General features: G+C 66.5%; 12 protein-coding genes and 1 pseudogene. 7 read left to right on the top strand and 6 right to left on the bottom strand.

Annotated elements, in window-relative coordinates:
• Complete coding sequence (locus WKW80_RS04100; protein WP_340362279.1) at positions 1-1,446, bottom strand: FAD-binding oxidoreductase; 1,446 nt, start codon at positions 1,444-1,446, stop codon at positions 1-3.
• Between the two features lie 49 nt (positions 1,447-1,495).
• Entirely contained in the window at positions 1,496-1,711 is a 216-nt protein-coding gene (locus tag WKW80_RS04095) for a hypothetical protein (RefSeq protein ID WP_340362278.1), read from the bottom strand.
• 236 nt (positions 1,712-1,947) lie between these two features.
• Here WKW80_RS04095 and WKW80_RS04090 point away from each other — a divergent pair, with 236 nt between their 5' ends.
• The 4 genes and pseudogenes from WKW80_RS04090 to WKW80_RS04075 all read left to right on the top strand — a co-directional run.
• The gene (locus WKW80_RS04090) at positions 1,948-2,670 is read left to right on the top strand and encodes a response regulator (protein WP_340362277.1); all 723 of its coding nucleotides are present in this window, start codon (positions 1,948-1,950) and stop codon (positions 2,668-2,670) included.
• Positions 2,667-3,659 carry an ABC transporter substrate-binding protein gene (locus WKW80_RS04085; protein ID WP_340362276.1) on the top strand — a complete coding sequence of 331 codons (993 nt, stop codon included), beginning with the start codon at positions 2,667-2,669 and terminating at the stop codon, positions 3,657-3,659. Before WKW80_RS04090 ends, WKW80_RS04085 begins: the two co-directional genes overlap by 4 nt.
• A complete protein-coding gene (locus WKW80_RS04080; RefSeq protein WP_340362275.1) occupies positions 3,656-5,983 on the top strand; it encodes a hybrid sensor histidine kinase/response regulator in 2,328 nt (775 codons plus the stop codon). The genes WKW80_RS04085 and WKW80_RS04080 overlap by 4 nt, the downstream gene beginning before the upstream one ends.
• Positions 5,984-6,499: 516 nt before the next feature.
• Positions 6,500-6,844 (top strand): annotated as a pseudogene (locus WKW80_RS04075) (YciI family protein); the annotation flags it as partial.
• Positions 6,845-6,937: 93 nt separating this feature from the next.
• On the opposite strand, the gene WKW80_RS04070 reads toward WKW80_RS04075, so the two are convergent.
• From WKW80_RS04070 to WKW80_RS04060, 3 genes are all read right to left on the bottom strand, one after another.
• Positions 6,938-8,326, bottom strand: a complete 1,389-nt coding sequence (locus tag WKW80_RS04070) for a carotenoid oxygenase family protein (protein ID WP_340362274.1) — start codon at positions 8,324-8,326, stop codon at positions 6,938-6,940.
• Positions 8,327-8,328: 2 nt separating this feature from the next.
• Positions 8,329-9,348, bottom strand: a complete 1,020-nt coding sequence (locus WKW80_RS04065) for an alpha/beta fold hydrolase (RefSeq protein WP_340362273.1) — start codon at positions 9,346-9,348, stop codon at positions 8,329-8,331.
• Positions 9,349-9,613: 265 nt separating this feature from the next.
• Positions 9,614-12,145, bottom strand: coding sequence for an ATP-binding protein (locus WKW80_RS04060; RefSeq protein ID WP_340362272.1), 2,532 nt, complete (start codon positions 12,143-12,145; stop codon positions 9,614-9,616).
• 166 nt (positions 12,146-12,311) lie between these two features.
• Between WKW80_RS04060 and WKW80_RS04055 the strand changes: the two genes are divergently transcribed.
• Positions 12,312-13,067 (top strand): LuxR C-terminal-related transcriptional regulator, encoded by a 756-nt coding sequence (locus WKW80_RS04055; protein WP_340362271.1) that lies wholly within the window; start codon positions 12,312-12,314, stop codon positions 13,065-13,067.
• 56 nt (positions 13,068-13,123) lie between these two features.
• Here the strand turns inward: WKW80_RS04055 and WKW80_RS04050 are convergent, their stop codons facing one another.
• On the bottom strand, positions 13,124-14,044 hold the full coding sequence (locus tag WKW80_RS04050; RefSeq protein ID WP_340362270.1) for a LysR family transcriptional regulator: 921 nt from the start codon (positions 14,042-14,044) through the stop codon (positions 13,124-13,126).
• 119 nt (positions 14,045-14,163) lie between these two features.
• Between WKW80_RS04050 and WKW80_RS04045 the strand changes: the two genes are divergently transcribed.
• Together WKW80_RS04045 and WKW80_RS04040 are read left to right on the top strand one after the other, a co-directional pair.
• The gene (locus tag WKW80_RS04045; RefSeq protein ID WP_340362269.1) at positions 14,164-14,931 is read left to right on the top strand and encodes a phytanoyl-CoA dioxygenase family protein; all 768 of its coding nucleotides are present in this window, start codon (positions 14,164-14,166) and stop codon (positions 14,929-14,931) included.
• A 16-nt stretch (positions 14,932-14,947) separates the two neighbouring features.
• Positions 14,948-15,973 (top strand): TRAP transporter substrate-binding protein, encoded by a 1,026-nt coding sequence (locus WKW80_RS04040; protein WP_340362268.1) that lies wholly within the window; start codon positions 14,948-14,950, stop codon positions 15,971-15,973.
• The last annotated feature ends 7 nt before the right edge of the window (positions 15,974-15,980 follow it).

The following is a 15,980-nucleotide window of genomic DNA, read 5'->3' as shown; positions in this document are numbered from 1 at the left end:
CTAGACTCCTTCGAGCAGCAACGCCGCGGCGGGCGTGATGTTCAGGTTCATGCGGAAAAGGTTGCCCGGGTCGTAGCGCCTCTTCAGCGCTCGAAGCCGCGGGTAGTTCGGGCCATAGCTCGCCATGACGCGCTCTCCCTCGTCTTCGGTCAGGAAATTGACGTAGCCGCCCGCCGAGGCGTACTGCGTTGATTCCTCGAACGTGCGTCGTGCCCAGGCGCGCACGCTTGCGTCGTCGCTGGCCTCGGACCAGCGGCCATGCAGGTTCACGACGTAGCGCGCGTCGCGCCCTGCGTAGGCCGTGGCGTCCGTCTTTACGCGTGCCATCGCACCGCCGAGATGCACCACGAAGATCTCGCATTGCGGACCGGGCGATCGGACGGCCGCCGCGATCAGCAGGTCGAGTGCCTCGTCACCCATCGCGCTGAAGTTGTTCGACTTCCAATAGTTGCGTGCGCCGGGCGCGAGCAGCGGATCGAAGGCGGATTGGAAAGCGGCGTAAGGCGTGGGGCCCAGCGCCGACGCGATGGGGTCGCCGAATTTCAGCACCGGCGCCGCCGCGCGCTCCCCCGCCTCGACGTGACCGCTATGGACCAGCGCAAAGATCACCACATCGGTCCCGTGTGCAGACTGGGGCAGGAAGGGCAGCGGTGGCGCCTTGCGCAATACCGCCCACACGCTCAGTTCGTCCGGCGCACTCATCGTGAAATCGCGCCATGCACGCATGACCTGGCGGGCTTGTGCCATGGGATAGACGACCAGCCCCGCCCAGACTTCGGGCCCGACCGGATGCATCTTGAATTCGAACCTGGTCACGATCCCGAAGTTGCCGCCGCCGCCGCGCAAGGCCCAGAACAGGTCGGGCTCGGATGCGGCCGAGACCGAGTGCACGGCGCCATCGGCCGTCACGATGGTGGCGCCGACGAGGTTGTCGATCGTCATGCCATGGCGCCGCGTGAGCCAGCCGAATCCCCCGCCCAGCGTGAGCCCGGCCACGCCCGTGGTCGAATTGATGCCCAGCGGCGTGGCCAACCCATAGGCCTGTGCCTCGCGATCGAAGTCGGCCAGCAGCGCGCCCGGCTCGACGTGCGCCAGCCGTTTCGCCGCGTCGATGCGAACCGCGCGCATGCCCGACAGGTCGACCATCAGCCCGCCGTCCGCCACCGCGTTGCCCGCGATGTGATGGCCACCGCCGCGCACACTGAGCAGCATGTGATGGACCGCGGCGAACTTCACGGCGGACTGGACGTCGCTGTCCGCGAGGCAACGCGCGATCAGCGCCGGGCGACGATCGACGCTGCCGTTCCAGATCCGGCGTGCCTCCTCGAACCCAGGGTCGCCATCGCGAAGCACGCCGCCGCTGATCTTCAGGGCAAAGGCGTCGACCTCGGATAGACGAACTTGCCGGGTGTCCCGGTCCAGGGTGGTGTAGCTCAGCGTCTGCATGGAAAGCTCCTTGAGTTGAGGGATGGACGATGGAAATGCCGCCACGTGCCTACGACGGCTCGCTTGGCTCATCCGGCACCAGCGCTCCGGTCGCTGCGCCCGCACCACGAGAATCCGCGGTGGTGTCGTGGCGGTTCGGATCAGCCCGGCCGGCGCGCTTCAGGCGACGCACGGTAGAGACGACGAGCGGACGATGGACGTGGCGCAGCGCGTAACTGAGCGAGGGCCAGGCCGAGATGCCAAGAGTGAAGATGGTCGAAAGCATGTTCATTCCGATGGGTGCTCGAGGGGGGTGGCACCGATGGAATGAATCTAGGACGCGAGTGCGTCGGGCTTGCATCGCGGGCGGGCGCTTCTTGTATCGTTTGTCTCAGCGCGGCCCGCGCGGGCTGTCCCGTTTGCATCCGGATCGCGATAATTGACGCCCACGCCCACATCGGGCGGGGCGGTGCGATCGACCGACGTTTGCACCTACGCGGCCCACATGAAAGGGGAGCGTCCATGAGTCCCAAGGCCAGCATCCTCGTCGTCGACGACGAGCCCGATCTTCGCGAGGTCGTCGAGGAATACTTCGCGGCCCACGGCTATGCCGTCATCGGCGCCGAGAGCGCCGACGCCGCGCGCTCGCTCGCGGCGCGGCATGCATTCGATGTGGCGCTCGTGGACATCCACATGCCGGGCGAGGATGGCCTGAGCCTCGCGCGGCATCTGCGCGAGCGCTACAGCCGGATCGCGATCGTGATGCTGACGTCGGCCGCGACGGTGGTGGACCGCATCGTGGGGCTGGAGATGGGAGCGGACGACTACGTCCCCAAGCCCTTCGATCCGCGTGAATTGCTCGCTCGGGTAAAGAGCGTCCTGCGCCGCACGTCGCTGGCGGGGCGCGCCGAGTTGGGCGCCGAGCGGGTGCGCATCGGCCGGTGCGTGCTCGACATTGCCGCGCATCGCCTCTCGGATGAGGAGGGCACGGAAATTCCGATGACGCCGCTGGAATTCGATCTCCTGAAGGCCCTCGCGAGCCATCCGAACCGTCCGCTCTCACGCGAACAGATCCTGCAATCCAGCCAGCAGCGCGAATGGGATCCGTTCGATCGCAGCGTGGACTTGCGCATCTCGCGCTTGCGCAAGAAGGTCGAGCCGGACCCGGAGCATCCGCAGTACATCAGGACCTTGCGCAATGCCGGCTACGTCTTTGTGCCGGGCGGGGAAGCGGGCACACCATGAGGATATGGCGGCAACTGGCGCGGCGGCTCGGCGCGCTTGCATGCGTGACCATGGCGCTGGTTTTCGCACTCGACCTGACGGGTTGCAACCGCGCGTCCGAGCCGACCTTGCGCATCGGGACCAACGTGTGGGTCGGCAGCGAGCCGCTCTACCTGGCCCGCGAACTGGGCTACCTGGAGCCCAAGGCGGTTCAGCTCGTCGAGTATCCCTCCGCGAGCGAAGTGCTTCGCGCGTTCCGCAACGAGGCCATCGACGGCATGGTGATCAGCCTGGACGAGTTGTTCGGCCTCGCCGTGGACGGCATGCAACCGCGTGTCGTGCTGGTGGTCGACGTCTCGAACGGTGCCGACGTCGTCGTTGGAAGCGCGAACATGAAGACGATGAAGGACCTCGAAGGCAAACGGGTCGCGGTGGAGAGTGGCGCGCTGGGCGCATTCGTCCTGAGCCGGGCCCTGGCGCTGAACGGGATGGCGGCGAACGACGTGAAGGTCGTGCACATGGAGTCCAACGAGCAGCCCGGTGCGTTCGAAAAAGGCCAGGTGGATGGCGCGGTCACGTTCGACCCGTATCGCCTCCAGTTTCTGCAGGCCGGTGCCCGTACGCTCTTCGACAGCACCCTGATCCCTGGCGAAATCGTCGACCTCATGGCCGTGCGCGCGAGCGTTCTCCAGAAGCAGCCTGCGGCGGTGCAGTCCGTGCTGGCCGGCTGGTTCAAGTCGATCGACTATCTGGAGCGCGAGCCCGCCGATGCGGCGCGGCGAATGGGCATCCGCCAGCAGACCTCCGGCGAACAGTATCTGGCGGCGCTCAAGGGGTTGCACATCCCGTCGCGCGCGGAGAACCTGCGCATGCTCGGTGGCGACAACCCGGAGCTTGTGTCGACCGGACGCCGGCTCATGAACCTGATGCTGGAGGCGAAGTTGCTGCCCGCCGCATTGAAGATCGAGGAAGTGCTGGCGCCCGCGCCCCTGGAAAGCATGCCGCCGTGAACCTGCGCATCTCGACATCGCTCAAGTTCACGCTGCCGCTGATCCTTCTGGGGTTCGCCGCGACGTTGAGCACCGTCAACCTGCTCTATCACGTGCCCGAGGCCGAGCGGGCCGCCGTGGATCGCAGCCGGGAGCGGTTCAACCAGGAGATGTCGCGCCTGCAGAGCACCCTCGAGTACCTCTCGCTCAAGGGCGACCTGGACACCATCCAGCACGAGATCGCGGTGCTGACGCATAACCACGACATCGTCTTCGCGGCCTTGACCGACGAGCGAAACCTTGTCATCGCAGCAACCCGGCGGGCGTGGCTGGACAAGCCCATGGCGGAAGTCTCGCCGAAGTTCGACTTCCAGCAGGCCGCCGGCGCGATTCGCGACCGCCGGGCCAGGGTGACATTCGACGCGGACGGCAACCAGTTGCTTGGCTACGCGGGCATCCTGATGGACCACGAAGGAGAAGGCCTGCGGCCCTCCGAAAGCGGCGCCTTGTTTCTCGCCTACGACCTCAAGCGGTCCAAGGGCGTGGCACGCGCACAGGTGATCCAGCAGTCGCTCTATTGGTCGGGCTGGGTGGTCGTATTGGCGATGGCCATCTGGTTGGTGTTTCACTTCCTGCTGACCCGCCGTACCGCATTGCTCGTGCACGCCGCCGAGCAATTCGCCTCCGGGAACCTGGCCGCGCGCAGCGGACTGAAGGGGCACGACGAACTCGCCAGGCTGGGTCGCGCCTTCGATGCCATGGCAAACGAGGTTGCAGATACGCAGACCCAGCTGCGACACGACATCGCCAAGCGCGAACGCGTGCAGGCGGCGCTCGAGAACAGCGAGACGCGGCTGCAACAGATCCTGAACAACACGACGTCCATCGTGTCGGTCAAGGACACCACGGGCCGCCTTCTCTTCGTCAATCGCCAGTGGGAGCATCTCTTTCACATCCCGCAGGCCGAGGCGCTCGGCAAGACCGAAAGCGACATCCTTCCCGGGGACCGCGTCATGGCGCTGCGTACCCACGACATGGCCGTACTGGAGCGCAACGAGCCGCTCGAGTTCGAGGAGACCGCGCTGCTCGACGATGGCTTGCACACCTACATGTCGATTCGATTCCCCTTGTACGACGCCGACGGCAAGGCCTATGCGGTGTGCGGCATCGCCACCGACGTCACCGAGAAGAAACGCTCGGCGCAGGAGTTGACCCGGCAGCGCGAAGCGCTTTACCAGCGCGAGAAACTGGCGGCACTCGGTTCGCTGCTGGCGGGCGTGGCGCATGAACTCAACAACCCCCTGTCCGTGGTGGTGGCGCGCGCGGTACTGCTGGAAGAACAGGGCGATCCGGCGGCGCGGGTCGTCGCGGCCAAGATCCGGACCGCCGCCGAGCGGTGCGCCCGCATCGTGCGCACCTTCCTCGGCATGGCCCGGCAACAGCCGCCCGAACGCGGGCCTGTGGCGATCAACGAGGTCGTGACGGCGGTGCTCGACATGACGGCGTACGCGATGCGCACGAGCACCATCGACGTGGTGCTGGACCTCGCCGACCAGATTCCGCCCATCCTCGCCGACGGCGACCAGATTCACCAGGTGGTGCTCAACCTGGTCGTCAATGCGCAGCAAGCCTTGCAGGAGCGGCCTGCACCGCGCCGCATCAACCTCAGCACGCGGTACGACCCGGTGGCCGCCCGCGTCCGTATCGTGGTGGCGGACAACGGGCCGGGCATACCGGCCCATCTGCGCGCGCGCGTCTTCGAACCCTATTTCACGACCAAGCCGATCGGCATCGGCACCGGTGTCGGGTTGGCGGTCAGCCTGGGCATCGTCGAAGCCCATGGTGGCGAACTCACGATCGAATGCCCTGACGAAGGAGGCGCGATTTTCCACATCGCGCTGCCCGTGGGTGCCGTGCAGGCGCCCAGTACCCCGGCCTGGCCTTCGGCGAAGCGCCACACGGGCCGGCGATCGGTACTCGTCGTCGACGACGAGTCGGAGATTCGCGAAGCGCTCAGCCAGATCCTTTCGGATGCGGACCACCGGATCGCCACGGCAGACTCCGGTCAAGAGGCATTGGAGCGCCTGGCCATGGAGCAATTCGACGTGATCGTCACCGACTTGCGCATGCCCGGTCTCGACGGACAAGCCCTTTACCGCGAGATCGAGCGCCGCTGGCCATCGCAGGCCGAACGCGTCGTATTCGTCACGGGGGATACGCTGTCCGCGTCGCTGCATGAATTCGTCGCGCACAGCGGCCGGCCGGTGATCGAGAAGCCATTCCTGCCTGAGGACGTTCGACGGCTGGTTGGCGGATTGGCGGCGGCTGATCAGGTAGGCTGGTAATGGGGACGGCGCGGGAGCGTGGATGAGACGTGAAGTACGTCGCAATGCCGCCACACGGGGGCAGTAGCGGGTTACGAAGATGAGGGCGGCTCGCCAGCATGCGCGCGCATATGAGCTCTCTTCGCTTTGCTGCCATCCTGGCCTTGGCCGGCCTCTTTCCCATGCTCGCCGGCCCGCCACGACAGCCACATCCACGTTGACTTCAAGGCGACGTGCTGGTGAGCGTGCGAGGCATCAGCGGGCTGCCGCACTCATCGCAGGGCACTTGCCCGTGGCGGAGTGACCCATCAACTTCAGCAATAGGCATGGCGGCGCCGAGGGATTTCTGATATCAATGGCGCTGCGCCGCCGTGGCCGGCCAATGGGGACAAGGATGGGCAGCCAGGCCGGGCCGCCGCGCCCACTGACCGCGATCAGCCTGGTCCCGGTCGTCATTCGCTTTCTCGCGGCCTGAACACCGTTCAGGGCCGCCTTGGCGGCATCCGGCAACGTGCCTAGTCAACTGCGGAGCTGAACATGAAATTCATGATCCTGGTCAAGTCCAACCCTGATCTCGAGGCTCGTCTGGCAACGATGAGCGAATCGCAGATGAAGGAAGAGATGGCCGCGATGGGGGTCTTCAACGAAGAGCTCAGGAAGGCCGGCGTATTGAAGGACTGCGACGGCCTTCGCCCGAGCCGCGAGGGGAAGCGGGTGCGCTTCGACGGCCAGTCGCGCACCGTCGTCGACGGGCCATTCACGGGGGATCTCGTTGCCGGCTATTGGCTCTGGGAGCTGCCATCCGTCGAAGAGGCGGTTGCGTGGGTCAAGCGTTGTCCGAACCCGATGCCCGTACCGTCGGAGATCGAGATCAGGCCGATTTGAGGGGCGGGCAGCAGCGGACCGACGGCCAGGTCGGGCATCCCGAAGCCATGCCATGCCGTTCGTGGCAGCTGCCGGCTCGACTGCCTGCGGCTACTCGATGACGGTCACCTTGTCGGGCGCCCAGCCGCCGTGGAAGCCGAAGGGCACCCGAACCGGCAGACGGATCGTTGCGACTGGTTCGCCGGCGAAATCCTGCGCATCCAGGATCACGACATCGCTGAGGTCTCGCTTCGGATCGTAGACATAGGACAGGACCCATCCTTCGTCTTCGGCGGAGGCTCCCGGCTTGCGAACGAAGACCGGCTCCGATGTCATCTGGCCCGGACCATAGTCGTGGACCTCGGTCGTCTCGCGCTTCAGGTCGTGCTTCATCGCGGGTCCGAAAGCCACGTCTTCACCCCAGTGCGCGGTATAGATGTAGCGATAGGCCTGTCCGCCGTAGCGCCCGTTGATCCGCGGGAATTCGATGCCGCGGTCGTCGATCATCGTCTCGGTCAATCGCCCCGAGGGGCGATGGATCGCCCACCGCACCATGACTGGCGCGCCTTCGTTGGGTCCGTTCTGATCGGTGAGAAACATCCGCTCATGCCGCGCCAGGTCGATGATGGTGAGATCGCCGTCGTCGTATGCATTGGCGAAGTGGAAGGCAAAGCAGCGCGGCGCTTCGAACCACTGGATGGACGCCGCGTCGCCGTCACGCGGCAGCAGTCCGATGCGGGAGGCTCGACGGTCGTCCCAGAGCCACGGAAAGTCCGTGTGGGAGAGTTCCGGCTGAAAGGTCACCGGAAAGTCGGGGACGACGATAAAGGACTGTGTGAACGCCATGTCGTGGATGAGCGGAATGTGCGGCAAGTCGATGCGCGCCTTGGTCGTGGCGCGGCCGTCGCCGTCGACCGAGATGTAGCGGATCGGCTGAAACGGCTCGTAGGCCAGGGCGTGGTGCTCGCCGGTGATCGGATCGAACTTCGGGTGGCCGGTGAACCCCGCTTCGAGCGTGCCGTTGAAATCGGTCCGCCGCACGCTCGTCAGCTCGTAGTCGAGCTCGACCGGAATGCTGCCGGCCTCGACGACCGCGCACAGCTTGCCGCCGACGTTCATGAGATTGGTGTTGACGTTGCCGTCGCGCGTGCCTTCGCCCGGTCCGTGGATCGGCTTGCGGCTCAAGACCCTGGCGGCGTCCCGGTCCAGGACGAAGCGGCTGCGGAACCATTCCGCCTTGCCGCCGCGCAATCGCAAGCCGTGCGCCATGCCCGAGCCCGCGAACCAGTGATGGCGTACCAGCTGCACCCGGTCCAGTTCATCGATCGGATTGGGCCCGATGCGCAGGAAGCGGCCGGTCAGCTCTTCCGGAACGCGGCCGACCACTTCCAGGTCGAAGGCCGTGACCTCGCTCTTGAGGGGCGCAAAGTTTCCGGCGACATATGGCGCGCCGGTGCTGTCGGCGGAAGGGATCTTTTCCGCTGTTGCGTTCATGTTCATGATCAGCTCCTTGAAGTGTGGGTGGACGTCGCGAAAGCCAGCAGGTCGGCATTGAGCTTGACCCTGTCGGTGTCGCCCAGGGCGTGCGAGCCGCCGGGGTAGATCTTCAGCACCGAGCCCCTGACCAGCTTCGCGGACAGCAGTGCCGAGGCGGCGATGGGCACGATCTGGTCGTCGTCGCCGTGGATGATCAAGGTCGGCACGTCGATCTTCTTCAGGTCCTCGGTGAAGTCGGTTTCAGAGAAGGCCTTGATGCAGTCGTAGGCGTTCTTGTAGCCCGACATCATTCCCTGCGACCACCACGACTGGATCATCCCTTGCGAGACCCTGGCCCCCGGACGATTGAAGCCGAAGAAGGGGCCGCTGGCCACGTCGAGGAAGAACTGCGAGCGGTCGGCCAGGTAGGACTTGCGGAAGCCGTCGAAGACCTCCATCGGCAGCCCGCCGGGATAGGCCGCGGTCTTCAGCATGATCGGCGGGACGGCGCCCATCAGCACCACCCGCGCGACGCGGCGCCCGCCGTGCCGGCCGATGTAGCGCACCACTTCGCCGCCGCCGGTGGAGTGGCCGATCATCGTCACGTTCCTGAGGTCCAGCGCGGTGAACAGCTCGTTCAGGTCGTCGGCATAGGTGTCCATGTCGTTGCCCTGCCACGGCTGGCTGGAGCGGCCGTGGCCGCGGCGGTCGTGGGCGACGCAGCGCAAACCATGCGATGCCAGGTGGAACATCTGTGCATCCCATGCGTCCGAGCTCAGTGGCCAGCCGTGGCTGAAGCTGACGACGGGGCCCGAGCCCCAGTCCTTGTAGTAGATCTGCGTGCTGTCCTTGGTGGTGAAGGTGTTCATGGTTCGCCTTTCGCGAGGGAGGGTGGAGGATCGTGGTGGCGTCGATCGGGGTGCGGCAGGCGGGTCGACGGCGATGGCCGCCAGCGGCAAGCCGAGCGTCGTCGCGGTCGCACCCAAGCCGACCAGCAGTCGGCGGCGGGTGGTCGGCAGGGGAGACGTGGCGTCGGGGTCGTTCATGGTGAATCTCCATCGAGGATCGACTCCGGTGCATCGGACCGCGGCGTCGATCGGCATAGCGTGCCGGTCACCGGGCTGCGACACATCGCCAAGAGGTCCAGCACGGACCTCACACCTATTGGCGAGATTCAGCCTGCGCGCGGCGCAAGGCCAGGACGGTACGAAATCTGTTCGTGGGTACCCGCGGAACCGGCTTCGCCAGGCCGCCGGGTGCGCCCGCTCGAGGGAAGGGGAGGCGCCGCAGGCGCTTCGGAGGTGTTTCAGACTAGAGGTTCAGGGCATATCGCACAGCCTCGTCGAGAGCCCAGGATCGCCCCTCGTTCCACGCGAGATCGAACGCGGCGTCGTCGTGCAGGGTGCGGCGTGCGGCAGCCATCAGGCGGTCGTGCCGTGCACGATCCGGCGTGGACATCGGCGAGCCAACGTCCTCCCGCAGACGCTGCGTGCAGCCCCACAGCCGTGCCGCGCAGGTCGCGTTCGTGAAAGCCAGCGACAAGCCCGCGAAAGCATCCAGCCATGCCGCGTGGGAGAGTGCGTCGCCCGTTGGCATGATGTCCAGTGCTTCCCTGAGGCGGGATTTCGCGCTGGAGATGTCGCCGCCATCGTGAGCAACGGTCGCCAGCCCGACCAGGGTCTTCGCGATGCCGGGCCTGTCCCATAGCGCGCGATGCCCCTCCAGGGCGTCCAGCAGCAGGTCACGGGCAGCCTCGAGGTCTCCCTGCGCATGCCTGACCTCACCCAGCACGGAGAGCGCCAATGCCGCCCTCCAAGCCCCGATGTCGCGACTGACCGCGACACATTCCTCCAGCAACGCCTGCGCGGCCGCGTAGTCGCCCGCATCGTGGGCCACCATTCCGAGGCAATGCAGGCCCATGGAGATGCTCCGCCGATCGTCGATCTCGCGTGCGATGGACAGGGCGTTTTGGTAAAGACCGCGCGCAGCCGAAAGCTCGCCACGCGAATTGGCGATGCTTCCCAGACTGATGAGCGAGCGGACGATTCCCCGGCGATGCCCCAGTTGACTCCAGATGCCGAATGCTTCTCGATGTCGCGCCTCGGCCGCCGCATAGTCGCCCTGAAGGTACGCCAGCGCGCCGGCCGCGTGGAAGGCGCTGGCGTGGGCGTCCCCCCGCTCGGCGTCGGGTGCGATGGCCAGGAGCCGCGCGATCCAGCCGCGCCCTTCGCCGTAATGGCCGCGCATTCGCCAGAACCAGTGGAGCTGCCCTGCGAGCCCCAGTCCTTTCACGGAACGCGCGGGCGCGGTTTCGCACCAGGCCAGCGCGGCACGCACGTTGTCGTGCTCCTGGTCGAGCCGCAGCAGCTTCGCCTGAAGTTCCGAATCGGTCTGCCTCGGGTCGAGCAGCCTGCCGGCCATTTCCAGGAAGAAGTCGACGTGGCGATCGCGCACCGGCGCGTCCTCGCCGCTTTCGCGCAGCCGGTCCTGCGCATAGTGGCGCATGGTCTCGAGCAGGCTGAAGCGCGTGTCGTCGCCCAGCGTCTCCGTCAGGACGAGGTTCTTGTCGGCGAGCGAGGTGAGGAGATCCAGCACGCCGGCGCGATCGACGTTTTCGCTGCTGCAGACACGCTCGGCAGCTTGCAGCGTCCAGCCGCCGGCAAACACCGAGACCCGCCGAAACACCGCTTTCTCGGCCTCGCCGAGCAACTCGTGGCTCCAGTCGACCAGCGAGCGCAGCGTGCGGTGGCGCGGCAACGCCGTGCGCGACCCGCCGGTGAGCATGCCGAAGCGGTCGTCCAGGCGCCGGCTGAGCTCCTCCATCGACATCACGCGCACCCGAGGCGCCGCCAGCTCGATGGCCAGCGCGATGCCGTCCAGGCGGCGGCAGATCGACGCCAGTGCCGCGGCGTCCCTAGCCGTCACCTCGAAGCCCGGACGCTGCAGCCTGGCCCGGTCGATGAACAGGCGCGCCGCCTCGCAGGACAGGACTTCCTCGCCCGGCGCGTCGGGCCGGGCCTGTGGGACCGACAGGGACGGCACCCGGTACGTGAGCTCGCCCTCGATGCCCAGGCGCTCCCGGCTCGTTACGAGCAGCGAAAGCCTGGCGCAGCGCCGCAACAGGGTGTCGGCGAGTCGCGCACACGCGTCGAGCAGATGCTCCGCGTTGTCCAGCAACAGCAGCAACTGCCGCGACGCCAGCCATTGCGCCAACGTCTCCAGGAGATCCTGGCCTGATTCCTCGGCCATGCCGAGGGCTCTCGCGACCGCCTGGGCGACGAGCGACGGGTCGCCCAGCGGGGCCAGCTCGACGAACCAGACCCCGTCGGGATGCCGGTCCAGCAACGTGCCCGCCACCTGCAGCGCCAGCCGGGTCTTGCCGCAGCCGCCGGCGCCGGACAGCGTCAGCAGTCGCGTGGTGGCCAGCCATTGCCGGACCTCGGCGATCTCCCGGTCGCGGCCGATGAAGCTCGTCAGGGGCTGCGGCAGGTTGTGCATCGGCGCACGGGCGCTCGCCATCGCGCACGCTTCGCGCGCGACGTCGAGGGTGAATCGGTAGCCGCGGCCGGAAACCGTCGTGATCACCTCCGGTCCCAGCACCTTGCGCAGCGCCGAGACATGCGCTTGCAGCGTGTTCTCTTCGACGACCACCTTGCCCCACACCTGGGCCAGCAGTTCGTCCTTCGTGACCAGATGCCCCGCGCGATCGACGAGCGCGACCAGCAGATCGAAGGCATGCGGGCCCAGGTGAACGGCCTCGCTGTTCGCGAGCAGGCGGCGCTCGTCGGGCTGGAGCTCGAAGCGCGCAAACCGGTAGCGGACCGATGCAGCTGGAACGGTCATGGAAGTGCCGGGCACCTGCGCGGCGCCTCGGGGCCCAAAGTCTAAGGTAAGCGGGCAACCGCGAACTTCAGGAAATCTTCAGCACGGCACCCAGGACATTGGCCATGGCAAGCACGAAGCTCCTGTCCACGGTGTTCGACCACGCCCCAGACAGACGGAGAATTTCATGAACCACTTTGCGCCTCGCCGTCCGACCCTGCTGGTGACGCACCCTGACCCGCTCCTGCGCGCGGGACTCGTGGCAGCGCTTCGCCAGCATCCAGCCTTCGCAACCGTTGCCGATGACGGCGCTGCATCGGCCCAGGACCGACCCCGCATCGACGTCGTCATCACCGACTACGACAGCGCCATGCAACTTGCCCGGTCCGCACGCGACGGGCTCGCCGAGGCCAGGATCCTCGTGCTCACGACCATCGATCGCGAGGGTGACATCCGGCGTGCGATCGAGGCGGGCATCCACGGCTATATCGTGCTGGGTGACCCCCTGGACGAACTGATCGATGGCGTGACCACCGTGGCCAACGGCCTGCGCTACGTGTCCCGCTCCGTCGCGCAGCGCATGGCAGACGGCATGACGCACACATCCCTGACGGCGCGCGAAGTCGAGGTTCTGAGCCGCGTGGCCGGGGGCGAGTCCAACAAGGCGATCGCCCGGGACCTCGAGATCAAGACGGGAACCGTCAAGTCGCACATGACGGCAATCATGACCAAGCTCGGTGCAAGCTCGCGTACCCAGGCCGCCAGCATCGCAGCCATGCGCGGCCTCGTCTGGCAACGCGACCCGATGCGGCACATGCCGGCCCCGCGGCGCGCCGGCGTGCTGGCAGCCTGCATGAGCTTGTCGCCGGAGTTTCTCGAAGCCATCTCATGGCCGGTCTCCTTGTGCGCGGCTGCCCTGGATGGTTGCCCGGCGCTCCTGTGAGCGCCCCAGCGTGGAATCATTGCCGTGGTTTTGCGGATCAACGCGGGGACACGCCACTAAGACCGTGTGGCACGACGCAGGCTTTCGTCCAGGTGCAATGCGGCCACTTCGTTCTGCACCGCTTCGACCAGCCGCAGGCTTGCAGCCGACACCTTGCGATCACTGGGCCACGCGACCACCCATCCCGTGTTGAATCCCTTGATCGGCGCCATCGAGAGAAAGCCGGCCTCGTACTCCGTCACCGCCGCCGAGAACGGCACCACCATGTACGCCACGCCGCGGCATACCAGGTCGATGCTCAGGTGCAGCGGCTGCACATCGATGATGATGTTCAGCGGGCAGCCCAGGCGCACGGCTTCCTTTTCGAGCCCCGAGGTCACCCGGTTGGACCGCGAAACGATCAGCGGATGCTTCGCCACCTCGGTCACGTCGACCGGCGTGTCCATGCGCAAGCCGGCGCGCGACTGCGCGGCAATCACGAGCGGCTCGTCGATCAGCTTGCGCGTCGACAGCGCGCGGCCCTTGGCGTCGTCGCGGATGAAGACAGCCACATCGCACAGCCCGCGCGCCAGCGATTCGGCCATGGCATGCGAGAGCCCCTCGATGACGCCCAGGTGGACCGCCGGAAAGCGCCGCAGGAAGCCTTCGACAAGGTTGCCGGCAAAGAGCTGGCGCATCGACGGCGTCAGCCCCAGCACGATCCGCCCCGATGGCGTCTCGGCTTCGCCCAATACGTCTTCCTTGAGTTGCGAGACGTCCTTGAACAGGCGCCCGGCGCGCTCCAGCAGGATCTGCCCGGCGGGGGTGAGCACGATGCCGCGCGAGCTGCGCTCGAGCAATCGCGTGCCGATCTCTTCCTCCAGCAACTGCACCTGCCGGCTCAACGCCGACTGCGAGACATAGCGCGCTCGCGCTGCCGCGGCAAAGCCGCCGTGTTCCGCAATGGAGACGAAATAGCCGAGTTGCCGAAGGTCCATGGCGGCGAGTATGCCCACCGCTATCCAATTTTTCGATAGATACGGCGCGAAAATTGAACTTCCGCCCGAGGCACATGCTGACGACACTCTCACGATACCTACGACGCCGGAGACAAGACATGCTGACCCCGCAACAGGTCGAACAGTACGAGCGCGATGGACTGCTCGTGCTGCCGTCCTTCTTCTCGCTTGAGGAAATCGGCGCGCTCATGGCCGACGTGCCGCGCATCGTCGCGATGGACCGCCCGGAGATCGCCAAGTCCGCCGCTGGAGAAACCTGCGCCGCGCTCGCGCTGCACCGCTACAGCGCAGTTTTCGACCGCTTCATGCACCACCCCCTGCTGATCGAAACCGCAAGGCAACTGCTGGGCGGCGACATCTACTGCCACCAGTACAAGATCGTCTGCAAGGACCCCATGGGCTCACTGGACTTTCCGTGGCACCAGGACTTCGGCAACTGGCACGACCTCGACGGCATGCCCGAGCCAAAGGCGCTCAACATCTCGATCTACCTCGACGAAGTGACCGAGTTCAACGGTCCGGTTGCCTTCATTCCGGGTTCCCACCGTCATGGCCGCATTCCCTCGCTGGCCGAGACGCCAGCCGGACTCGTCAACACGACCACGCTTGCGCGCCTGAACCGCGGCGTGATCGAGGAACTGGTCAACGAGCACGGCATCGTGGCCCCCAAAGGCCCGCGCGGCTCGGTCGCGATCTTCCACGGACTCACCGCGCACGCCTCCACGCCCAACATCAGCCCATGGACGCGGCACATCCTCTACTTCACGGCGAACCGGATGACCAACGCCATCCGCAAGCCGACCCGCCCCGACTACGTGGCGCATCGCGATTTCGTCCAGCTCGAACCCGAGACAGAAGCGGCCTGACCGCGAGGAGTTCCATATGAATCATCCCGTCCCGCGGCTCGGGCGCCGCAGCTTCGTGCTGGGCGCCGCCGGCGCCGCCACGCTTCCGCTGGTCACGCTGCCGCGCTTCGCGCATGCTGCGGAGTTCAACTACAAGTACGGCAGCGAGTTGCCCCTCACGCATCCGCAGGTCATCCGCGCCAAGGAGGCGTGCGAGGCGGTCAGGAAGGACACGGGCGGGCGCGTCGACATCGAGATGTTCCCGGCCGGTGCGCTCGGCAGCATCACCGACATGATCTCGCAGGTGCGCTCCGGCGCATTGCAGATGCTCAACGTCGCCACCGCGAGCCTGACCACCTTCGACCCGAAGGCCAACCTTTCCATTCCTTACGCCTTCAAGGACTACGCCGCCGTATGGGCTGCGATGGACGGCGAACTGGGTGCCTACTCGCGCCGCGTCGTCAGCCGCTTCGGCATTCACGTGTTCGACAGCATGTGGGACCACGGCTTCCGGCAGATGACCACGCGCACGAAGGCGATCACCTCGCCGGAGGATCTGCAGGGCTTCAAGATCCGCGTCGCGCTGGTGCCGATGTACGTGTCGCTCTTCAAGGCGCTCGGCGCGGCACCGACGGCCATCAACTTCAGCGAGCTCTACACGTCGCTGCAGACGCGCGTGGTCGACGGCCAGGAGAACTCGCTCGCCCTCATCGACAGCGCGCGCTTCTACGAGGTACAGCAGTACGTCTCGGTCACCAACCACATCTGGGAGGGCTACGTCACCTCCGTCAACGATGCGACCTGGAAGCGCCTGCCTGCCAACCTGCAGGACGTCGTGCAGCAGCGCTTCCGCGAGGCGACGCTGCGCCAGCGCCAGGACATGGCCGAGCTCTCGGGCACCCTGCAGGCGCAGTTGCAGACGAAGGGCATGAAATTCAACAACGTCGAGCCGGCCCCCTTTCGCGAGGTGTTGAGCAAGGCTGGCTTCTACAAGGAATGGCAGCAGAAGTTCGGGCCCGAGGTATGGACCATCCTCGAGAAGTACACCGGCGCGCTGACCTGACACCCGC

Source organism: Variovorax humicola (genome assembly GCF_037889915.1).
GTDB lineage: Bacteria > Pseudomonadota > Gammaproteobacteria > Burkholderiales > Burkholderiaceae_C > Variovorax > Variovorax humicola.
This window is presented reverse-complemented; position numbering and strand designations above follow the sequence as displayed.